This window comes from Streptomyces sp. NPDC096012 (assembly GCF_040426375.1).
Lineage (GTDB): Bacteria > Actinomycetota > Actinomycetes > Streptomycetales > Streptomycetaceae > Streptomyces.
Genome location: NZ_JBEOTD010000003.1, coordinates 370751 through 391426, shown reverse-complemented (window position 1 = coordinate 391426; position 20676 = coordinate 370751). Strand labels below are relative to the sequence as shown.

Here is a 20676-nt window from a genome sequence, read left to right as displayed (position 1 = left end):
CGGTCATGCCGGCGGCGGTCTACGTCGTGTCCTGGCCCGCGGGGTCCGCGGACCCGACCGGCCGGGGGGGGGGGGGCGCGCACCCGCTGTCGCGGCCCGCGAGAGGGGGGCACGCGCGCGTGCCCCCCTCTCGTCCTGCGCTTCGCGGCCCGTTACTCCTGCTTCTTGCGGCGGGTGCCGAACACGATCTCGTCCCAGCTGGGCACGGCGGCGCGGCGGCCCGGGCGGACGCCGTCGGCCTCGGCCTGCCGGTCGGTGGCCCCGACGAGACGGTCGCGGTGACTGCCGACCGAGCGCGGCATGAGGACGTCCGCGTACGCCGAACCGGCCGATGCGGCGGGCGCCGGGGGCTCCTCCTCCAGGGGTTCCTCGACGGGCTCCTCAGAAGCCTCCGACGGGCGTTCCGGGACGACCAGGTCGCCCCGGAAGCTCGGCACGGCCTCCAGCAGGCTGGTCAGCGAGTCGCGTTCGGCCGGGCTCTCCTCGAGCGGCTCGGACGGCTGCGCGGGCAGGCCGGGCCGCTCCCGGTCGACCCGCTCGAGGGCGCGGTCCATCGAACGCTCGCGCGGCAGCCGGGCGATGCGCGGGACGAACGGGAAGCTCGGCTCGGCTACGGCGAGGTCGTCGGACTCGCCGATGAGCGAGCGGGCCTCGTCGTCGACGGCCTGCACGAGCCGCCGGGGCGGGTCGTACGTCCAGACCGCCGAGTGCGGTTCTCCCGCGACCCGGTAGACGAGGAGTACCTCCCAGGTGCCGTCGTCGCGCCGCCAGGAGTCCCACTGCACGGTGTCCTTCTCGACCCCGCGCAGCAGCAGGCGCTCCTGGACGGCCTCGCCGAGCAGCGGGCCGGAGTTCTCGCCGGGACGGCGGACCGGGGTCTTGCGGGCGCGCTCGGCCATGAAGGCGCGTTCGGCGAGGACCGGGCCCTCGAAGCGCCGCACCCGGTCGACGGGGATGCCGGCGAGCTGGGCCACCTCTTCCGCCGTGGCACCCGCGCGTATACGCGCCTGGATGTCGCGGGGCCGGAGATGGCTCTCGACCTCGATCTCGATCTGGCCGAGCCGGGGGCGGTCGCCGCGCACGGCGGCACGCAGCCGTTCGTCGATCGGAAGCGTGTATTCCGTGGCGTCGGCAGCCTTGAGCACCAGTCGTGTGCCGTCATTCGAGACGGCCACGACACGCAGTTCGGGCATGGGGACCTCCCGGGTGGTGCCTGCCGACGTCACGTGCGTCGCTGCTTCCGCTAGTCGAGTGTGGCCTGCCCGGGTGCAGCCTGCCACAACCTTGCCGAGTTGCCCGGCGTGTCGGGCACGGGCCCTGGATCGCCGTTATGGCACGGTTACCTGTTCGCAACGCTAAGTGACCAACTCCGTCACCCTGTGCAACTAGCCCCCCTCCCGGCGGTCCTGGAAGGCCGCGGACACCCTGGTGGGGGACCGGACCCAGGGCTCGCAACAGTACTCCATTCGGACCACCTGCGTGGATCGGCGCGCCGCCCAACTTCTTGCAAGGGTTGGGACTTGGCCGCCTGCAACCGGTTTTTCTGAACACGATCGTGGCGAATTTCACGTAATCCCCCGAAACGGAACTAATGGTTTCGTTCGTACGTCCCTCTCTCGTGCGGGCGATGGATCAGTGCCCCGTCGAGCAAGCCGTCAAGCACGGGAGAGGCAGGCAGGTTCCGGGTATGCGTGAGACGCCCGACGCGGGCCGCAAGCGGATCGAGCTGAACGTCCCGCAGGTCGCGGGCGGTGCCCTGGCGGCGGTCGTGGCGGCCAAACTGGCTTCGTACTTCGGGGTGTACGGCACGATCCTCGGCGCCGGTGTCGTCAGCGTGGTGGCCACCTGCGGCGGCACGGTGTTCCAGCACTTCTTCAAGCGGACCGGGGAGCAGCTGAAGGAGCGGTCCACCGTCCCGGTCCGGCCGAGGGAGCGGCGGGCGCCGTCTCCCGGCGAGACCGGCGCGTCCGGCGGGATCGGTGGGACCGACGGGTTCGGCGAAGTCGGTGGGCCGGTCCGGTCCGGTCGGTCCGACGCGTCGGGTGAGTCCGCCGAGTTCGGCGCGGGTACTGCCGAGTCCGTCGAGTCCGTCGAGTCCGTCGAGTCCGTCGAGTTCGGCGAGGGCACCGTCTACCGCGCGCGGGTGAAGAGCTGGCGGCGCCCGGTGCTCGCGGCCGCCGTCGTCTTCGGCGTCACCATGGCCGGCATCACCGGGTACGAGCTGGTGTCCGGCAGCAGCTTCAGCGGCGGCAAGGGCACCACGATGAGCGACGCCGTCACCGGCCGCCACTCCTCCCCCTCGAAGTCCGGGACCGCCGAGTCCGGTTCCCGGGAACCGGACTCCTCCCGGTCCGACGGCGGCTCGTCCTCCTCGTCGTCCTCGCCGTCCTCGTCGTCCTCCGGGACGCCGGGCGGGCCGCGGTCCGGGTCCGGCGAGGGCGCGAGCCAGGGGGTGGCGCCCACGCCGGGCGACTCCGCCCTCACGGGGTCGGGCGACGCCCCGAGTCCGTCCGCGACCGCCACGCCCGGCGGCTCGGCCGCGACGCCTACGCCCCCAGGACCCTCCGCAAGTAGTCGTTCTGGAACAGCCGGTCCGGATCGAGGCGGTCCCGCAGCGCCGTGAACTCGGCGAAGCGCGGATACACCCGGGCGAGGTAGTCGGCGTCCCGGGTGTGCACCTTGCCCCAGTGCGGCCGGCCCTCGTGCGCGGTGAGGATGCGCTCGGCGGCGGTGAAGTAGGCCTGGTACGGCGTCCCCCGGAACATGTGCACGGCGATGTAGGCGCTGTCCCGGCCGGAGGCGGTGGACAGGGTGATGTCGTCGGCCGGGGCGGTGCGCACCTCCACCGGGAAGCTGACGCGCAGACGCGAACGCTCGACCATGGCCCTCAGCTCGCGCAGCGCGTCCGCCAGGGCCGCGCGCGGGACGGCGTACTCCATCTCCACGAAGCGCACCCGGCGCGGCGAGGTGAAGACCCGGTACGGGATGTCCGTGTACGTCCGCGCGGACAGGGCCTTGCTGGAGATCTGCGCGATCGCCGGGACGGCGGCGGGGACGGCGCGGCCGGCCCACTGGGCCACCTGGAAGACGCCGTTGGAGAGGAACTCGTCCTCGATCCAGCCGGCCAGCTTCCCCACGGGCTGCTCGGGCCCGGCGCTGCGGTTGTTGCGCTTGGTGTTGGTGTTGCCGGTGTGCGGGAACCAGTAGAACTCGAAGTGCTCGTTCTCCGCCCACAGTTGATCGAACTCGGCGATGACCCGGTCGAAGGGCATCGGTTCCTCGCGTGCCCTGAGCAGGAACAGGGGCTCCACGGCGAAGGTGATCGCGGTGATGACACCGAGGGCGCCGAGGCCCGTCCGGGCGGCCGCGAAGACCTCGGGGTTCTCCGTCCCGGAGCAGCAGAGCACCGAGCCGTCGGCCGTGACGAGTTCGAGTCCCCTGATCTGCGCGGCGATCGAGCCGGAATCGCGGCCGGTGCCGTGCGTGCCGGTGCTGACGGCCCCGGAGACGGTCTGCTCCATGATGTCGCCCATGTTGGTGAGCGAGAGGCCCTCGCGCGCGAGAGCGGCATTCAGCCTCTTGAGCGGCGTGCCCGCCTCCACCGTGACCGTCATGGATTCCCGGTCGATGTCGCGTATGCCGGTCAGCAGTTGAGGGCGGATCAGCACGCCGTCGGTGGCGGCTATCGCGGTGAAGGAGTGTCCGGTGCCGACCGGTTTCACCTTCAGGCCGTCCTCGCGGGCCTGCCGCACCGCCGCGGCCAGTTCCTCCACGGAGGCCGGGGCGACCTGCCGGGCGGGCCGGGCGGAGACGTTGCCGCCCCAGTTACGCCAGGTGCCGTTCTTCCCGTTCGCTGTGCTGCTCAACGGTGCCTCCCCGCCCCGCGGCCGGCCTGCGCAGCCGGCGGTACCCGAGGAAACCGACCGCGATCGCGACGGCCCCGGACACGGCCGGAACCCCGTACCCGGCACGCGCGCCGGCTGCGTCGATCACCCAGCCGGCCACGGACGAGCCGAGCGCGACACCGACCGCGAGGCCGGTGCTCACCCAGGTCATGCCCTCGGTGAGCTTCGCGCGTGGTACGTGCTCTTCGATGAGGGACATGGTCGTGATCATCGTCGGCGCGATGGACAACCCCGCAACGAACAGCGCCACGGCCAGAAGCGGCAGGTTTCCGACCAGTAGGAGGGGGATCATACTCACGGCCATCGCCGCCACGCCCAGCAGCCAGCGGCGTTCCGGCGCCCCGGTGAACCGCAGCAGCCCGAAGACGACCCCGGCCGCACAGGAGCCGGCCGCGTACAGGGCGAGGACCAGGCTCGCCGCGCCCTTGTGGCCGCGCTCGTCGGCGAAGGCGACGGTGACCACGTCCACCGCGCCGAAGATCGCGCCGGTCGCCACGAACGTGGCCACCAGTACCTGCAGCGCGGTCGAGCGCAGGGCGCTGCCGTCGCCTTCGCCGTCGGGCGTGCGCGGGTGCGGCGCGGGCTCCGTCGCGCGCTGTGCGGTCAGCCAGTACACGCCGGCCGCGAGGAAGCAGCCGGCCAGCAGGGGCCCGGCCTCCGGGAACCAGGCCGTGGAGAGCCCGATGGAGATGATCGGGCCGAAGATGAAGCAGACCTCGTCGACGACCGACTCGAACGAGTACGCGGTGTGCAGCTTCGGCGTGCCCCGGTACAGCGCCGCCCAGCGGGCCCGGACCATGGCGCCCAGGCTCGGCACCGCGCCGATCCCGGCCGCGCAGACGAACAGCGTCCAGTCCGGCGACCGGAAGTGCGCGGTGAGCAGCAGCCCGGCCGCGGCGAGGAGGGCCACCGCGGTCGACGGGCGCAGCACCCGGCGCTGTCCGTGCCGGTCCACCAGCCGGGATATCCACGGTCCGACCGCCGCCGCGGACAGCGCGATGGTGGCCGACAGGGCGCCCGCGAGCCCGTACCTCCCGGTGATCTGGGAGATCATCGTGACCACGCCGATGCCCATCATCGACAGCGGCATCCGGCCGAGCAGGCCGGCGGCGGAGAAGGTCTTGGTGCCGGGCGCGGTGAACAGGGCTCTGTAGGGGCTGGACACGTGGTCTCCGAGGCGGCTCAGTAAGGCGCGAATGCGGCTGATACAGCTTACGATTAGGACACCCTTAGCGCACCGGGATTCCCATGGGGAGAACCGGCACAAACCGTATGGAACCCGACTCTTCACCCTGCCGTTGCCCGGCTGTCGGTGCCCAGTGGCAGGATCGAGACATGCCAGACGCGCTCGAAGCCACTCCGTACGACGCCCTGCTCCTGCTCTCCTTCGGCGGCCCCGAAGCCCCGGACGACGTGGTTCCGTTCCTGGAGAACGTCACGCGCGGACGAGGCATCCCCAAGGAACGCCTGAAGGAAGTCGGGCAGCACTACTTCCTCTTCGGCGGGGTCAGCCCCATCAACGACCAGAACCGCGCCCTGCTGGACGCCCTGCGCAAGGACTTCGCCGAGCACGGCCTGGACCTGCCGGTCTACTGGGGCAACCGCAACTGGGCGCCGTACCTGACGGACACCCTGCGCGAGATGGCCGCCGACGGCCGCCGCCGCATCCTGGTGCTCACCACCAGCGCGTACGCGTCCTACTCGGGCTGCCGCCAGTACCGCGAGAACCTCGCCGACGCGCTGGCCGCCCTGGAGGCCGAGGGTGTCGAGCCGCCGCGCGTCGACAAGCTGCGGCACTACTTCAACCACCCCGGCTTCGTGGAGCCCATGGTCGACGGCGTGCTGCGCTCCCTGGCCGAGCTCCCCGAGGACGTCCGCGACGGCGCCCACATCGCCTTCACCACCCACTCCATCCCGACCGCCGCCGCCGACACCTCCGGTCCGGTCGAGGCCCACGGCGAGGGCGGCGCCTACGTCGAGCAGCACCTGGACGTGGCGCAGCTGATCGCCGACGCCGTCCGTGAGCGCACCGGTGTCGACCACCCCTGGCGGCTCGTCTACCAGTCCCGCTCGGGTGCCGCGCACATCCCGTGGCTGGAGCCCGACATCTGCGACCACCTGGAGGAGCGGCACGCCGCCGGCGCCCCGGCCGTCGTCATGGCCCCGATCGGCTTCGTCTCCGACCACATGGAGGTCCTCTACGACCTCGACACCGAGGCCCTGGCCAAGGCCGGGGAGCTGGGTCTGCCGGTGCGCCGTTCGGCCACCGTGGGCGCCGACCCGCGGTTCGCCGCCGCCGTCCGCGAGCTGGTCGTGGAGCGCTCGGCGGCGGAACGCGGCCGCCCGGTCACCCCGTGCGCCCTGGGCGCCCTCGGCGCCGGCCACGACGTCTGCCCCGTCGGCTGCTGCCCGGCCCGTACGCCCCGGCCGGCCGCCGCCGGCGCCGACAGCCCCTACGCGTGAGGAGAGCCGTGACCGACCCACTGCACCGGGACCTGCTCGACCTGGCACGGGAGGCCGCGCGCCGCGCCGGCGAGCTGCTGCGGGACGGCCGCCCGGCCGACCTGGCCGTGGCCAGGACCAAGTCCAGCCCGATCGACGTCGTGACCGAGATGGACATCGCGGCGGAGAAACTGATCACCGACCTGATCTCCGCCCGCCGGCCCGACGACGGATTCCTCGGCGAGGAGGGCGCCTCCGTCGAGGGTACGAGCGGGGTCCGGTGGGTGATCGACCCGCTCGACGGCACCGTCAACTACCTGTACGGGCTGCCGACCTGGGGAGTGTCCATCGCCGCCGAGCAGGACGGGGAGACCGTCGTCGGGGTGGTCGCGGCGCCGATGCGCGGGGAGACCTACCACGCCGTGCGCGGCGGCGGCGCCTGGGCCACGGGCGCGTGGGAGGGCGAGCAGGCGCTCAGCTGCCGCCCCGCGCCCCCGCTGGACCAGGCCCTGGTCTCCACCGGTTTCAACTACGTCGCCCGCGTCCGCGCCCACCAGGCCGAGGTGGCGGGGCGGATCATCCCGCTGCTGCGGGACATCCGACGCGGCGGTTCGGCGGCGATCGACCTGTGCGACGTGGCCTGCGGCCGGCTCGACGGGTACTACGAGCGGGGCCTCAACCCCTGGGACTACACGGCGGGTGACCTGATCGCCCGGGAAGCCGGTGCGCTGACCGGCGGACGGCCCGCACAACGGCCGTCGCGGGAGCTGACGGTCGCGGCCGCACCGGGGGTCTTCGAGCCGCTGCAGAGCCTGCTGGAGGAGTTCGGGGCCTGGCACGACTAGGCCGCACCCGGCCGAGGGCCGGACCCCTCCTGGCGTGACCGGGTCTTGCTTCTGCCGAGGGCCGGACCGACCTGTCACGCCCGGTCCCCGCCTCTGCCGAGGGCCGGACCGGCCTGGCACACCCGGGTCCCCTCCGCGAGGCCGGACGCAAAGGGACCCCGGCGCTGGATTCGCCGGGGTCCCTTCTTGCGCTCTCGGCCGATCAGACGCGTGACGCGCCGACCTCCACACCGTGTTCGGCGGCGAGGCGTCGCAGGTCGTCGAGCTCGGCCTGCTCCACTTCGGCGAGGAAGTCGTCGCCCTCGTCACGAGCCCGCGACAGGTCGGACTCGGTCGCCCTTATGCGCTGCAGAAGTCCTGCGGTGAAAGCGTCCATGCTGCGCCCCCTCGTCCAGGGTCGTGGGTAGGTGGCACGGGGGTGTGCCGGTTGAGAAGGGGCGATCACGTCTCGCGGATGCCCGGCGCAGCCGTGCCGGGCGGCGACGGTGCCGGACACCCACGCCCGCTCTGCGGAAGCGGATGGCGGAGTACCGCATGGTGCTGCGGCACATGCAGAGCGTGATCGCGGGGTGTAAAGCCGTCCTCCCCCCGCTCCGTTTCCCGGAAACCTCAACCGCCGGAGAAAATCTCGCATTCCTGCCCCGTGATCCCGTCCCCGCGGGCCGGTATCCCGTCTTACAGCCGACTTACGGCCGAAAAGGGCAGGATGGAGGCCACACCCGGTAACACGCCTGCCCGCGCGCGCCCAGCGTGCGCTACGCGGGTGGACACAGGAAGGACAAGCGACGTGCGCGTACTCGTCGTCGAGGACGAGCAACTGCTCGCCGATGCGGTGGCCACCGGACTGCGCCGGGAGGCCATGGCCGTCGACGTCGTGTACGACGGTGCGGCCGCCCTGGAACGCATCGGCGTCAACGACTACGACGTGGTCGTGCTCGACCGCGACCTCCCGCTGGTGCACGGCGACGACGTCTGCCGCAGGATCGTCGAGCTGGGCATGCCCACCCGCGTGCTCATGCTCACCGCCTCCGGCGACGTCAGTGACCGCGTCGAGGGCCTGGAGATCGGCGCCGACGACTACCTGCCCAAGCCGTTCGCGTTCAGCGAGCTGATCGCGCGCGTGCGCGCCCTCGGCCGCCGGACGAGCGTGCCGCTGCCCCCGGTCCTGGAGCGGGCCGGCATCAAGCTCGACCCCAACCGCCGGGAGGTCTTCCGGGACGGCAAGGAGGTCCAGCTCGCGCCCAAGGAGTTCGCGGTGCTGGAGGTGCTGATGCGCAGCGAGGGCGCGGTGGTCTCGGCCGAGCAGCTGTTGGAGAAGGCCTGGGACGAGAACACCGACCCGTTCACCAACGTGGTGCGCGTGACGGTGATGACCCTGCGCCGCAAGCTGGGCGAGCCGCCCGTCATCGTGACGGTCCCCGGCTCCGGCTACCGGATCTGATCGCCGTGGCGGCCACACCCGTGCCCCCGCAGGCGCCCCCGAAGCCGACCTGGGACCCCAGGCGGCCGCAGCCCCCCTTCCCGTGGCTGCGCCCCACCATCCGCATACGTCTCACCCTGCTGTACGGCGGGATGTTCCTGATCGCCGGCATCCTGCTGCTGTCGATCATGTATCTGCTGGCCGCGCAGGCGATCAGCACCGGGAACCAGCCACTGTTCAAGATCGTCGGCTATCAGGAGCTGAAGGTCTCCAGCGGCAACTGCCCCGCGATGAACACCACGCGCCTGTCGCTGTCGGACTTCAACGACGCGATCGCGCACTGCGTGGACCAGCAGCGCCAGGCCGCCCTGGACAATCTGCTCAGCCGCTCGCTGCTGGCCCTTCTGGGCCTCGCCGTGATCGCCTTCGCGTTCGGTTACGCGATGGCCGGCCGGGTGCTGTCCCCGCTGGGCCGGATCACCCGCACCGCCCGTCAGGTGGCCGGTTCCGATCTGTCCCGCCGGATCGAGCTGGACGGCCCGGACGACGAGCTGAAGGAGCTGGCGGACACCTTCGACGACATGCTGGAGCGTCTGCAGCGGGCCTTCACCGCCCAGCAGCGCTTCGTCGGAAACGCCTCCCACGAGCTGCGCACGCCTCTCGCGATCAACCGCACGCTGCTGGAGGTGCACCTGTCCGACCCGGACGCGCCGGTGGAACTGCAGCAGCTCGGCAAGACGCTGCTGGCCACCAACGAGCGCAGCGAGCAGCTGGTCGAGGGCCTGCTGCTGCTCGCCCGCAGCGACAACCAGATCGTCGAGCGGGGGCCCGTCGACCTGGCCGAGGTCGCCACCCAGGCCGTCGACCAGGTGCACGCCGAGGCCGAGGCCAAGGGCGTGAAGATCCGCGGGGAGCGCAGGGCGGCCGTGGTGCGGGGCAACGGCGTGCTGCTGGAGCGGATCGCGCTGAACCTCGTGCAGAACGCGGTGCGCTACAACGTGCCCGAGGACGGCTGGGTCGAGGTGGACACCGAGGTCGAGCACGGCCAGGCGGTGCTCACCGTCGCGAACACCGGTCCGGTGGTCCCGGCGTACGAGATCGACAACCTCTTCGAGCCCTTCAGACGGCTGCGCACGGAGCGCACGGGCAGCGACAAGGGCGTGGGCCTCGGCCTGTCCATCGTCCGTTCCGTGGCCCGCGCGCACGGTGGCCACATCGCCGCGCGGCCTCGCGAAGGCGGTGGACTGGTGATGCGTGTCACGCTTCCTTTGTGACCGGAGACCGACACACGCGGAGGATGTTCGCTCGGCGCGGAATTTTCCAGGTACCGAACCGGGTTGTCCTTGTGTGATCGATCACATGGGAAGATTTCTCGCCATGTACTCAGAGTGATCATGATGCATGGTGGAAAGCCGGGAAAGTCCTGGTTTTCAGGGCTCTTGATCACGGGAAGTACACGGGGAGGCGCCTTTGAGGTGCGGCATTCGAACCGTGTACGGTCCTCACCGCCATCCAAGCCGATCACTCTCGGGGGTTCGGGTTGGGTGTCGATTGAGTAACAGACCTTGATGTGAGGCAAAATCTCCGCCTCAGGTCGGGCACAAGTCCGGCCTCTCACGCGTTACGTGCGCTGGAGACACCGCAGACACCCAGAGGGGGAGAGCGACTATGGCAACCGATTACGACACTCCACGCAAGACCGACGACGACGTCGACTCGGACAGTCTTGAAGAGCTGAAGGCCCGGCGGAACGACAAGTCCACCTCGGCGGTGGACGTCGACGAGTTCGAGGCCGCAGAGGGCCTCGAACTGCCCGGCGCCGACCTGTCGAACGAGGAACTGGCCGTCCGGGTGCTGCCCAAGCAGCAGGACGAGTTCACCTGCATGAGCTGCTTCCTGGTGCACCACCGCAGCCAGCTGGCCCGCGAGAAGAACGGTCAGCCGATCTGCCGCGACTGCGACTGAGGACGGGTCGGCCGTGTCTGGCTCGACCCCTCCGCGGAAGCGCCGTTTCTCCCTGCGGAGAGCGGACCATGGGCCGTCCGTCGGCCCGCAGGACGCACGTGACGACGGGCGGGGCTCAGCAGGTGCGGGAGCCTCGCTCGAAACGGCGGCCGCCGGGGCGGACCCGCCGGCGCCGGAGCGGCACCCCGCGCCCGTCACGAGGCGACGGGCGGCGGTGCTGCGCCAAAGAGCCCGGGAAGGGGCCAGGAAGGGCGGCAGCCGCGCTCGGGCGGGGCTGGCGTACCTCGCGGACCGGATCATCGAGATGGCCCCGCGTGTACCCGTACGCGACCTCGCGGCCCTACGCCGGCAGTTCCCGGGCCTGGGCCCCGAAGAGCTGGCCGACAAGCTGGTGGCGGGCGCCGCGGCCGGGACGTCGGCCATCGGGGCCGGGGTCGGGGCGGCGGCGATGCTGCCGGTACCGCCCGCCATGCCGACCGAACTGGCCGCCGAGATCACCGGTGTGGCCGCGGTCGAGCTGAAGCTCATCGCCGAACTGCACGAGGTCTACGGCGTACGTCCGCCCGGCAACCTGAAGACCCGCAGCACCGCGTATCTGTCCTCCTGGTCGGGGGAGCGCGGGATCGACGTGATGAAGCCGTCGACGTACGACACGGCCCTCGGCGGCCGGATGAAACGCCAGCTGCGGCAGCAGATCATGAAGCGGATGGTCCGCGACCTGCCCAACCTGACGCCGTTCATGGTGGGAGCCGCGGTCGGAGCGGTCATGAACCGCCGGGACACCAGAAGACTCGCGGCGCGCATCCGCGCCGACCTGCGCGACATCCAGGTGCCGTGGGACGAGCTGCCGGAGCTGCCGCCGCTCGAGGAGCCGGCCGAGCCCCTGACGATGCGCGAACCACCCGGCGGCCTGCCCGGGGAGCTCTAGGCGTTCGCCGCGCGGGCCGCCTCGATCGCCGCGGCCAGCTTCTCCGGCTCCCGCGTCGACAGGTACAGGTAGGGCGTCGGGTCCTCGGGATCGGTGACCAGCACGCGCAGCGCCGTCGGGATGTAGGCCCGCAACAGCAGGAAGGCGCGGGTGTCGGCCTTGTACGTCCGCCAGGCGCGGGCCTCCTCCGCGTCCAGGATCTCCGACTCGCCGAGCGCCGAGACCGGGATCTTCGCCTCGCCCGCGATCAGGCAGTCGCCCACGACACGGATGCGCTGGGAGCCGTACGCGCTGGCCACCACCGCCGCGGCGGCCGTACCGCCGACCAGACCGCCGAGCAGCGGCAGGGTCCCGAAGGGCAGCAGGATCAGGGCGAAGGAGACACCCACGAGGAAGCTGATCAGCCACCACGAGCGGGGGGTGGTGAGGCGTTCTTCGTAGGGGGTGGCGGAGAGCTGCATGGAGCCAAGCTTGGCACGGGATCCGAAGTCGGCCGGCGCGCGGGTAAGGTCTGCGCCTGTGAGTGGTAGTTCCGCAGCTCTTCAGCCTCCCGCCGACGCGGTGAAACCGGTACGGCACCCCGATGCGCCGGCACCCGGGCAGCTTCTCGGTGCCCACTACGAACACTGTTTCGGTTGTGGTCCCGGGCAGTCGCACGGTCTGCACCTGGAGGCCCGGGCCGGTGACGGCGTCTCGCTGACCGCCGAGTTCACCGTCCAGGCCGCCCATCAGGGCGCCCCCGGCCTCGCCCACGGCGGAGTGCTGGCCACGGCCCTGGACGAGACCCTGGGCTCGCTGAACTGGCTGCTGCGCACCATCGCCGTCACCGGCCGGCTGGAGACCGACTTCGTGCGGCCCGTGCCGGTCGGCACCACGCTGTACCTGGAGGCCGAGATCACCGCCGTCGCCGGGCGGAAGATCTACTCCACCGCCACCGGTCGCATCGGCGGCCCCGACGGACCCGTCGCCGTCCGCGCCGACGCCCTGTTCGTCGAGGTCAAGGTGGACCACTTCATCGACCACGGCCGCACGGAGGAGATCCAGGCGGCCATGAACGACCCGGACCAGATCCGGCGCGCCCGCGCCTTCGAGGTGAACCCGTGAGCCGAGCCCCCCTGAACGTGCTGATCCGGCGCGTCGATCCGGACGTACCGCTTCCGGCGTACGAGCACCCCGGCGACGCCGGAGCCGATCTGCGCACCACCGAGGCGTGCGAGCTGAAGCCCGGTGAGCGTGCCGTACTGCCCACGGGTGTGTCGATCGCCCTCCCCGAGGGGTACGCGGCCTTCGTGCACGCGCGTTCCGGCCTCGCCGCCCGCTGCGGTGTGGCCCTCGTGAATGCCCCAGGGACGGTTGACGCCGGGTACCGTGGGGAGATCAAGGTGATCGTGGTGAACCTCGACCCGCGCGAGTCCGTGTGGTTCGAGCGCTTCGACCGGATTGCCCAACTGGTCGTCCAGCAGGTCGAGAGGGTCCGCTTCCAGGAGGTGGCGGAACTTCCCGGCTCCGCGCGGGCCGAAGGGGGCTTCGGGTCCACCGGTGGCCATGCCGCGGTGGGCGACGAGAGCGGCACAAGCGGCCGGGTCGCCGACGGCGGTCCGGCGGGTGGGAATCGATACGCTTCGGTCGTATCCGACCGGGAAGGACAGTGACGTGTTCGGACGTCGCAACAAGAAGGGTGCCGCCAAGGACGCGGCCGGCGAGGCCGAGCAGGTCGTCGACAGCGTCGGCACCGAGGCGGACGAGGAAGTGGAGGCCGGGCGCGAGCGCGTTCGGCTGGAGCCCGGGCCCCGGCCCGACGGGCCCTGGGACAGCGACGAGGTGCGGGACCCGGGCGAGGGCCGCGTGGACCTCGGCGGGCTGTTCATCCCGGGCGTCGACGGCATGGAGCTGCGGGTCGAGGTCGCCGGTGACGCCATCGTCGCGGCGACCGTCGTGCTGCACGACAGCGCCATCCAGCTCCAGGGGTTCGCCGCGCCCAAGCGCGAGGGCATCTGGGGCGAGGTGCGTGAGGAGATCGCCTCCGGCATCACCCAGCAGGGTGGCATCGTCGACGAGGTCGAGGGCCCGCTGGGCTGGGAGCTGCGCGCCCAGGTTCCGGTGCAGCTGCCGGACGGCACCGGCGGCTTCCAGGTCGTGCGGTTCGTCGGCGTGGACGGCCCGCGCTGGTTCCTGCGCGGGGTGATCTCGGGCCAGGGCGCGGTGCAGCCGCAGGCCGCCGGTCTGCTGGAGCAGATCTTCCGCGACACGGTCGTGGTCCGCGGCGAGGGCCCGATGGCCCCCCGTGATCCGATCGTCCTCAAACTGCCCAACGACGCCCAGATGGTTCCCGAGGGCGTCCAGCAGGAGGAGGGCTCGCGCTTCTCCGGCGGCATGGGCCAGCTGCAGCGCGGACCGGAGATCACCGAGGTCCGCTGACACCGGCACGACACAAGGGCCGCACCCCTCGGGGTGCGGCCCTTTGCCGAGACCAGCCGCATCCAGGGGCAGGACCTGTACGGCACCGACGTCGGCGAACGCCTGCGGCAGGCGCTCGGCTTCCAGGCCAAGTACCAGCTCGGGGCGGCCGTCCCGAGCCGGCTGTGCGGCGGCACGCTCACGCTCGGACCGGGACCCGTCACCGAGGTGGGCTACAACGCCCTGCACAACCGCCTCGGCATCGCCATGACCAACACCCAGACGCTGACCCAGGACAACCGCCCGGCCGGCAGCAACAACCTCTTCGTCGCCTGGGAGACCCTCACCCACGGCGACAACCCGGCCTGAACCGCCGAACCGCCGAACCGCCGAACCGCCGAACGCCCGGGCGCCGCGGCGACGCCCGCGCCCGGCCCACGAGGGGCGACGAGGACGTGGGACGAGCGGACGGGTCGGGCGGCGGGCGGGACGCGTCCGGACCGCGCGGGCCCGGCAGCGCCCCCGCCGGCAGGCACGGCGTCCGGACACCGGGCCCGGCCAGGGCCCTCATCAGGGTTGCGTCAAAGTTGCCGCCGCGACCGCGCCCCTGGCCCGGACGCGGTGCCTGCCGGCCGTAGGGTCGACGCTGCGTAGGCGGCAGTCACGGGAAGACAATGGAGCCATGGCACGCGGCAAGCTTCGGATCTACCTCGGTGCGGCACCGGGCGTGGGCAAGACCTACGCGATGCTCTCCGAGGCGCACCGCCGTGTCGAACGGGGGACCGACTGCGTCGTCGCCTTCGCCGAGCACCACTCCAGGCCGCGCACCGAGGTGATGCTGCACGGCCTGGAGCAGATGCCGCGCAGGCAGCTGGAGTACCGGGACGCCACCTTCGGCGAGATGGACGTCGACGCCGTACTGCGCCGGGCCCCCGCCGTGGCCCTGGTGGACGAACTCGCCCACACCAACGTCCCCGGCTCCCGCAACGCCAAGCGCTGGCAGGACGTCGAGGAACTGCTCGCCGCCGGGATCGACGTGATCTCGACCGTCAACATCCAGCACCTCGAATCGCTCGGGGACGTCGTGGAGTCGATCACCGGGGTGCGGCAGCGCGAGACGGTCCCGGACGAGGTGGTCCGGCGGGCCGACCAGATCGAGCTGGTCGACATGTCCCCGCAGGCGCTGCGCCGCCGTATGGCGCACGGCAACATCTACCAGTCGGACAAGGTCGACGCGGCCCTGTCCAACTACTTCCGCCCGGGGAACCTGACCGCCCTGCGCGAGCTGGCCCTGCTGTGGGTGGCCGACCGGGTCGACGAGTACCTGAACCAGTACCGCAGCGAACACCGGGTCTCCCGGATCTGGGGCTCACGCGAGCGCATCGTCGTCGGGCTGACCGGCGGACCCGAGGGACGCACCCTCATCCGGCGCGCCGCGCGGCTCGCCGAGAAGGGCGCCGGCGGTGAGGTCCTCGCCGTCTACATAGCCCGCAGCGACGGCCTCACGGCCGCCTCCCCGAAGGAACTGGCCGTCCAGCGCACCCTCGTGGAGGACCTCGGCGGGACCTTCCACCATGTGGTCGGCGACGACATACCGGCCGCCCTGCTGGACTTCGCGCGCGGCGTGAACGCCACCCAGATCGTGCTGGGCTCCTCGCGCCGCAAGGCCTGGCAGTACGTCTTCGGGCCCGGTGTCGGCGCCACGGTCGCCCGGGAGTCCGGCGCCGACCTCGACGTCCACATCGTCACCCACGAGGAGGCCGCGAAGGGCCGCGGACTGCCCGTGGCCCGCGGCGGACGGCTCGGGCGGGCCCGGATCGTCTCGGGCTGGGTGGTGGGGGTGGCCGGTCCCGCGGTCCTCGCGGTCCTGCTGAACACCGTCGACCTCGGGCTCGCCAACGACATGCTGCTGTTCCTGGCCGTCACGGTCGCGGCGGCCCTGGTCGGCGGGCTGTTGCCCGCCCTGGCCTCGGCGGCCTTCGGCTCGCTGCTGCTGAACTACTTCTACACCCCGCCCCTGCACCGGCTGACCGTCGCCGACCCCAAGAACATCGTCGCCATCGCGATCTTCGTCGGGGTGGGTGTGTCGGTCGCCTCGGTGGTGGACCTCGCGGCCCGGCGCACCCACCAGGCCGCCCGGCTGCGCGCCGAGTCCGAGATACTCTCCTTCCTCGCCGGGAACGTGCTGCGCGGCGAGACCAGCATGGAGGAGCTGCTGGAGCGGGTCCGCGAGACCTTCGCCATGGAGTCGGCCGCGCTGCTGGAGCGGGCCGGCGACGTCGCCCCCTGGACCTGCGCCGGCCGCGCCGGACTCGGGCCCCCGCTGCAGCGGCCCGAGGACGCCGACGTCGACATGCCCGTCGGCGACCACATGGCCCTCGCCCTGACCGGCCGGGTGCTGCCCGCCGAGGACCGCCGGGTGCTCGCCGCCTTCGCCGCGCAGGCCGCCGTCGCCCTCGACCGCAGGCGGCTGCAGGAGGAGGCCGACCAGGCGCGCGCGCTCGCCGAGGGCAACCGCATCCGCACCGCCCTGCTGGCCGCCGTCAGCCACGACCTGCGCACCCCGCTCGCCGGGATCAAGGCGGCGGTCACCTCCCTGCGCTCCGACGACGTGGCCTGGTCCGAGGAGGACCGGGCGGAGCTGCTCGAAGGCATCGAGGAGGGCGCCGACCGCCTCGACCACCTCGTGGGCAACCTCCTCGACATGTCCCGGCTGCAGACCGGCACCGTCACCCCGCTCATCCGCGAGATCGACGTCGACGAGGTCGTCCCGATGGCGCTCGGCGGCGTACCGGAGGGCAGCGTCGACCTCGACGTGCCCGAGACCCTGCCGATGGTCGCCGTCGACCCCGGCCTGCTGGAGCGGTCGGTGGCCAACCTGGTGGAGAACGCCGTCAAGTACAGCCCGCGCGGGCGGCGCGTGCTGGTCTCCGCCAGCGCCATGGCCGACCGGGTCGAGGTGCGCGTGGTGGACCGCGGACCGGGGGTGCCGGACGAGGCCAAGGACCGCATCTTCGAGCCCTTCCAGCGGTACGGCGATGCCCCGCGCGGGGCCGGGGTCGGGCTGGGCCTCGCCGTCGCCCGGGGCTTCGCCGAGGCCATGGGAGGCACCCTCGACGCCGAGGACACGCCGGGCGGCGGGCTCACCATGGTGCTCAGCCTGCGCGCGGCGGGATCCCGTCCGGAGCCGCCCGCCTCCCGCCAGGACACCGCAGAACCAGAAAGGCAGACCCTATGCTGAGCCCGAATGGGGGGACCCCCACGAGGGTGCTCGTCGTCGAGGACGAACCGCAGATCGTGCGCGCCCTCGTGATCAACCTCAAGGCGCGCCGGTACGAGGTCGACGCGGCATCCGACGGCCGGACCGCCCTCGAACTCGCCGCCTCCCGCCACCCCGACGTGGTGGTCCTCGACCTGGGCCTGCCCGACATGGACGGCGTCGAGGTGATCAGGGGCCTGCGCGGCTGGACCCGCGTCCCCATCCTGGTCCTGTCCGCCCGGCACTCCTCCGACGAGAAGGTCCAGGCGCTGGACGCGGGCGCCGACGACTACGTCACCAAGCCGTTCGGCATGGACGAGCTGCTGGCCCGGCTGCGGGCCGCCGTGCGCCGGGCCGAGCCGGTGGGCCCCGGCGAGGACGACGTGACGGCCGTCGAGACCGCCGGCTTCACCGTCGACCTCGCCGCCAAGAAGGTCAATCGCGGCGGCAAGGACGTCCGGCTCACCCCCACCGAGTGGCACCTGCTGGAGGTGCTGGTCCGCAACACGGGCCGCCTGGTGAGCCAGAAGCAGCTGCTGCAGGAGGTGTGGGGGCCGTCGTACGGGACCGAGACGAACTACCTCCGGGTGTACATGGCCCAGCTGCGCCGGAAGCTGGAGACGGACCCCTCCCGCCCGCAGCACTTCATCACGGAGCCGGGGATGGGGTACCGGTTCGAGACGTGAGCTGGCTTACAGTGCTGTCCGCCCTCCCCGGTACTCTTCACGTATGACTGCTGTTCCTCGATCCGAAAAGCCGGCCGGCCGGTTCCGGCGCATGCTCGACCGGCTCTCCTCCTCACAGGAGGACCTGGAGTCCGAGGAACTGCGCGAGGACTCCGAGACGGCGGGCTGTACCAAGATCGGTGACTGCCACGACCGGCAGATCGTCACCGTAACTGGTACGTTGCGCACGGTCACCCTGCGTCCGCGCGCCGGAGTCCCCGCCCTGGAGGCGGAGCTGTTCGACGGCTCGGCCGCGCTCGACGTCGTGTGGCTCGGCAGGCGCTCCATCGTGGGCGTAGAACCGGGGCGCAAGCTGCTCGCATCGGGCCGGATCTCGATGAGCCGGGGCCGCCGGGTGCTGTTCAACCCGAAATACGAACTGCGACCCCTTGGACGGGAGTAGCCGGTGACGTCCCTCGACAAGCCGACCGAAAGCACCGACCAGAGTCCGCCGGCGGATGCCCGCGCGGTCACCGAGGCGGCGCTGTTCGAGGCGTTCGGCGGTGTCCGCGGCATGGTCGAGACGGTCGTGCCGGGCCTGCTGTTCGTCACGATCTTCACCATCGACAAGAACCTGCATCTCGCGGCGATCGCCGCCCTGGCCGTGTCCCTGGTGCTGGTCGTGGTCCGGCTGGCCATGAAGGACACCGTCAAGCACGCCTTCAGCGGTGTGTTCGGCGTGGCCTTCGGCGTCGTGTTCGCGATGTTCACCGGCAACGCCAAGGACTTCTACCTCCCCGGCATGCTCTACACCCTGGGCCTGGCGCTGGCGTACATCGTCACCACCCTCGCCGGCGTGCCCCTGATCGGCCTCATCCTGGGCCCGGTCTTCAAGGAGAACCTCTCCTGGCGCACCCGCAACCCCGGCCGCAAGAAGGCGTACGCGAAGGCCAGTTGGGCCTGGGGCCTGATCCTGCTCGCCAAGTGCGCCATCCTCTTCCCGCTGTACTGGTGGGCCGACACCACCTCGCTCGGCTGGATCCTGGTCGCCCTGAAGATCCCGCCGTTCCTGCTGGCGGTCTGGCTCACCTGGGTCTTCCTCGCCAAGGCGCCCGCCCCCATCGACGTGTTCGCGGAGATGGAGGCCGAGGAGAAGGCCGAGGAGCAGCGCAAGGCCGAGCGGGAGCGCGACACCGCGCTGGCCGCCGAGGGCGGCGAAGCGGCCGGAGGACGCCACCGCCGGGAGGCGTGAGCAGCCGTACGACCGAGAAGGGCGCCCTCGCTGCCGAGGGCGCCCTTCTTCGTGCTCCGCGGCCGGACCGACGCGCGTCGCGCCGCGGTCGGTCCGGTGTACGTCTCTTCCGCTCCTCCGCGGCCGGGCCCGCTCGCGTCTCTTCCGCGGCCGGGCCCGATCGCCTCCGCCGTGTGGTCAGGCCTGCTCGCGCCGCACCGACAGCAGCTCCTCCAACTGCTCCTCCCGGGCCTGCGCGGCCACGAAGAGCAGTTCGTCGCCCGCCTCCAGGGAGTCCTCCTTGGAGGGGGTCAGCACCCGCGTGCCGCGGATGATCGTGACCAGGGAGGTGTCCTGCGGCCACTCCACGTCACCGACCTGGGTGCCGGCCAGGGCCGACTCCTCGGGGAGGGTCAGCTCGACGAGGTTGGCGTCGCCGTGGCTGAAGCGGAGCAGCCGGACCAGGTCGCCGACGCTCACCGCCTCCTCGACCAGGGCGGACATCAGACGCGGCGTGGACACGGCCACGTCGACGCCCCAGGACTCGTTGAACAGCCACTCGTTCTTCGGGTTGTTCACCCGGGCGACGACGCGCGGAACGCCGTACTCCGTCTTGGCCAGCAGCGACACGACCAGGTTGACCTTGTCGTCGCCGGTCGCGGCGATGACGACGTTGCAGCGCTGCAGCGCCGCCTCGTCCAGCGACGTGATCTCGCAGGCGTCGGCCAGCAGCCACTCCGCCTGCGGCACCCGCTCCACCGAGATGGCGGTCGGGGCCTTGTCGATCAGCAGGACCTCGTGGCCGTTCTCCAGCAGCTCGCCCGCGATCGAGCGGCCGACGGCGCCGGCACCGGCAATGGCGACCCTCATCAGTGACCGCCCTCCTCTTCCGGGCCTTCGGCGAACGCCGCCTCGACCTTCTCCACGTCGTCCGTCCGCATCATCACGTGCACGAGGTCGCCCTCCTGCAGCACCGTCTGCGAGGTGGGCAGGATCGCCTCTCCCAGCCGGGTCAGGAACGCCACCCGGACGCCCGTCTCCTCCTGCAGCTTGCTGATCTTGTGCCCGACCCACTTGGGGGAGGCGTGCACCTCGGCGAGCTGGACACCGCCGGTGGGATCGCGCCACAACGGCTCGGCCCCGGAGGGCAGCAGGCGGCGCAGCATCTGGTCGGCCGTCCAGCGGACCGTGGCCACGGTGGGGATGCCCAGGCGCTGGTAGACCTCGGCCCGGCGAGGGTCGTAGATGCGGGCGGCCACGTTCTCCACACCGAACATCTCGCGGGCCACGCGCGCGGAGATGATGTTGGAGTTGTCCCCGCTGGAGACGGCGGCGAAGGCGCCGGCCTCCTCGATGCCCGCCTCGCGCAGGGTGTCCTGGTCGAAGCCGACACCGGTGACCCGGCGGCCCCCGAATCCCGGGCCGAGCCGACGGAAGGCGGTGGGGTCCTGGTCGATCACGGCGACCGTGTGTCCCTGTTGCTCCAGGGTCTGGGCGAGGGCGGAACCCACTCGTCCGCAGCCCATGATGACGATGTGCACGACCGTCCTTCCGGTGTCCAAAAGTTACTGCTCAGCATCAGGGTCTCAGACAGACGCCCAAAGCTACACACGCGCGGT

At 71.8% G+C, this 20676-nt stretch carries 21 protein-coding genes and 1 pseudogene; 15 read left to right on the top strand and 7 right to left on the bottom strand.

The genetic code is table 11. The features are described 5' to 3' along the window. Positions 1 to 152: 152 nt before the first annotated feature. On the bottom strand, positions 153 to 1193 hold the full coding sequence (sepH, locus tag ABVB68_RS05820) for a septation protein SepH (RefSeq protein ID WP_353599759.1): 1041 nt from the start codon (positions 1191 to 1193) through the stop codon (positions 153 to 155). A 494-nt stretch (positions 1194 to 1687) separates the two neighbouring features. On the opposite strand from sepH, the gene ABVB68_RS05815 reads away from it, so the two are divergent. Beyond that, positions 1688 to 2623 carry a hypothetical protein gene (locus tag ABVB68_RS05815; RefSeq protein WP_353599758.1) on the top strand — a complete coding sequence of 312 codons (936 nt, stop codon included), beginning with the start codon at positions 1688 to 1690 and terminating at the stop codon, positions 2621 to 2623. Here the strand turns inward: ABVB68_RS05815 and ABVB68_RS05810 are convergent. After that, positions 2547 to 3866 (bottom strand): D-arabinono-1,4-lactone oxidase, encoded by a 1320-nt coding sequence (locus ABVB68_RS05810; protein WP_353599757.1) that lies wholly within the window; start codon positions 3864 to 3866, stop codon positions 2547 to 2549. The two genes, ABVB68_RS05815 and ABVB68_RS05810, sit on opposite strands and share 77 nt — an antisense overlap. Further along, positions 3826 to 5070: an MFS transporter gene (locus ABVB68_RS05805; RefSeq protein ID WP_353599756.1), complete on the bottom strand. Its 1245-nt coding sequence runs from the start codon at positions 5068 to 5070 to the stop codon at positions 3826 to 3828. The genes ABVB68_RS05810 and ABVB68_RS05805 overlap by 41 nt, the downstream gene beginning before the upstream one ends. A 170-nt stretch (positions 5071 to 5240) precedes the next feature. Here ABVB68_RS05805 and ABVB68_RS05800 point away from each other — a divergent pair, with 170 nt between their 5' ends. Together ABVB68_RS05800 and ABVB68_RS05795 are read left to right on the top strand one after the other, a co-directional pair. Further along, on the top strand, positions 5241 to 6368 hold the full coding sequence (locus tag ABVB68_RS05800; protein WP_353599755.1) for a ferrochelatase: 1128 nt from the start codon (positions 5241 to 5243) through the stop codon (positions 6366 to 6368). An 8-nt stretch (positions 6369 to 6376) separates the two neighbouring features. Beyond that, positions 6377 to 7192, top strand: a complete 816-nt coding sequence (locus ABVB68_RS05795) for an inositol monophosphatase family protein (RefSeq protein WP_353599754.1) — start codon at positions 6377 to 6379, stop codon at positions 7190 to 7192. A gap of 202 nt (positions 7193 to 7394) precedes the next feature. Here ABVB68_RS05795 and ABVB68_RS05790 read toward each other — a convergent pair whose 3' ends face one another. Continuing rightward, entirely contained in the window at positions 7395 to 7568 is a 174-nt protein-coding gene (locus tag ABVB68_RS05790; RefSeq protein ID WP_186581674.1) for a hypothetical protein, read from the bottom strand. Between the two features lie 411 nt (positions 7569 to 7979). Between ABVB68_RS05790 and ABVB68_RS05785 the strand changes: the two genes are divergently transcribed. The 4 genes from ABVB68_RS05785 to ABVB68_RS05770 all read left to right on the top strand — a co-directional run bounded on the left by ABVB68_RS05785 (position 7980) and on the right by ABVB68_RS05770 (position 11505). After that, positions 7980 to 8633 carry a response regulator transcription factor gene (locus ABVB68_RS05785; protein WP_007387794.1) on the top strand — a complete coding sequence of 218 codons (654 nt, stop codon included), beginning with the start codon at positions 7980 to 7982 and terminating at the stop codon, positions 8631 to 8633. Positions 8634 to 8638: 5 nt separating this feature from the next. Beyond that, on the top strand, positions 8639 to 9886 hold the full coding sequence (locus ABVB68_RS05780) for a sensor histidine kinase (protein ID WP_353599753.1): 1248 nt from the start codon (positions 8639 to 8641) through the stop codon (positions 9884 to 9886). A 394-nt stretch (positions 9887 to 10280) separates the two neighbouring features. Continuing rightward, entirely contained in the window at positions 10281 to 10577 is a 297-nt protein-coding gene (locus ABVB68_RS05775) for a DUF4193 domain-containing protein (protein ID WP_005481602.1), read from the top strand. Positions 10578 to 10590: 13 nt separating this feature from the next. Beyond that, the gene (locus tag ABVB68_RS05770; protein WP_353599752.1) at positions 10591 to 11505 is read left to right on the top strand and encodes a hypothetical protein; all 915 of its coding nucleotides are present in this window, start codon (positions 10591 to 10593) and stop codon (positions 11503 to 11505) included. On the opposite strand, the gene ABVB68_RS05765 is transcribed toward ABVB68_RS05770, so the two are convergent. After that, a complete protein-coding gene (locus ABVB68_RS05765) occupies positions 11502 to 11966 on the bottom strand; it encodes a DUF3093 domain-containing protein (RefSeq protein WP_353599751.1) in 465 nt (154 codons plus the stop codon). The genes ABVB68_RS05770 and ABVB68_RS05765 overlap by 4 nt on opposite strands. Positions 11967 to 12024: 58 nt before the next feature. Here ABVB68_RS05765 and ABVB68_RS05760 point away from each other — a divergent pair, with 58 nt between their 5' ends. The 8 genes and pseudogenes from ABVB68_RS05760 to ABVB68_RS05725 all read left to right on the top strand — a co-directional run bounded on the left by ABVB68_RS05760 (position 12025) and on the right by ABVB68_RS05725 (position 19078). Continuing rightward, positions 12025 to 12609: a PaaI family thioesterase gene (locus ABVB68_RS05760; RefSeq protein ID WP_353599750.1), complete on the top strand. Its 585-nt coding sequence runs from the start codon at positions 12025 to 12027 to the stop codon at positions 12607 to 12609. Next, the gene (dut, locus tag ABVB68_RS05755; RefSeq protein ID WP_353599749.1) at positions 12606 to 13157 is read left to right on the top strand and encodes a dUTP diphosphatase; all 552 of its coding nucleotides are present in this window, start codon (positions 12606 to 12608) and stop codon (positions 13155 to 13157) included. The genes ABVB68_RS05760 and dut overlap by 4 nt, the downstream gene beginning before the upstream one ends. A gap of 1 nt (position 13158) precedes the next feature. Beyond that, positions 13159 to 13923: a DUF3710 domain-containing protein gene (locus ABVB68_RS05750; RefSeq protein WP_353599748.1), complete on the top strand. Its 765-nt coding sequence runs from the start codon at positions 13159 to 13161 to the stop codon at positions 13921 to 13923. A 45-nt stretch (positions 13924 to 13968) separates the two neighbouring features. Continuing rightward, positions 13969 to 14271 (top strand): annotated as a pseudogene (locus tag ABVB68_RS05745) (alginate lyase family protein); the annotation flags it as partial. Positions 14272 to 14584: 313 nt separating this feature from the next. Further along, positions 14585 to 17143, top strand: a complete 2559-nt coding sequence (locus ABVB68_RS05740; RefSeq protein WP_353599747.1) for an ATP-binding protein — start codon at positions 14585 to 14587, stop codon at positions 17141 to 17143. Next, positions 17137 to 17847: a response regulator gene (locus ABVB68_RS05735; protein ID WP_353599746.1), complete on the top strand. Its 711-nt coding sequence runs from the start codon at positions 17137 to 17139 to the stop codon at positions 17845 to 17847. Before ABVB68_RS05740 ends, ABVB68_RS05735 begins: the two co-directional genes overlap by 7 nt. Positions 17848 to 17890: 43 nt before the next feature. Beyond that, positions 17891 to 18289 (top strand): OB-fold nucleic acid binding domain-containing protein, encoded by a 399-nt coding sequence (locus tag ABVB68_RS05730; protein ID WP_353599745.1) that lies wholly within the window; start codon positions 17891 to 17893, stop codon positions 18287 to 18289. A 3-nt stretch (positions 18290 to 18292) separates the two neighbouring features. Further along, positions 18293 to 19078 (top strand): DUF3159 domain-containing protein, encoded by a 786-nt coding sequence (locus ABVB68_RS05725; RefSeq protein WP_353599744.1) that lies wholly within the window; start codon positions 18293 to 18295, stop codon positions 19076 to 19078. A 177-nt stretch (positions 19079 to 19255) separates the two neighbouring features. On the opposite strand, the gene ABVB68_RS05720 is transcribed toward ABVB68_RS05725, so the two are convergent. Beyond that, entirely contained in the window at positions 19256 to 19927 is a 672-nt protein-coding gene (locus ABVB68_RS05720; protein ID WP_353599743.1) for a potassium channel family protein, read from the bottom strand. Next, on the bottom strand, positions 19927 to 20598 hold the full coding sequence (locus ABVB68_RS05715) for a potassium channel family protein (protein WP_190017861.1): 672 nt from the start codon (positions 20596 to 20598) through the stop codon (positions 19927 to 19929). The genes ABVB68_RS05720 and ABVB68_RS05715 overlap by 1 nt, the downstream gene beginning before the upstream one ends. Positions 20599 to 20676 lie beyond the last annotated feature (78 nt).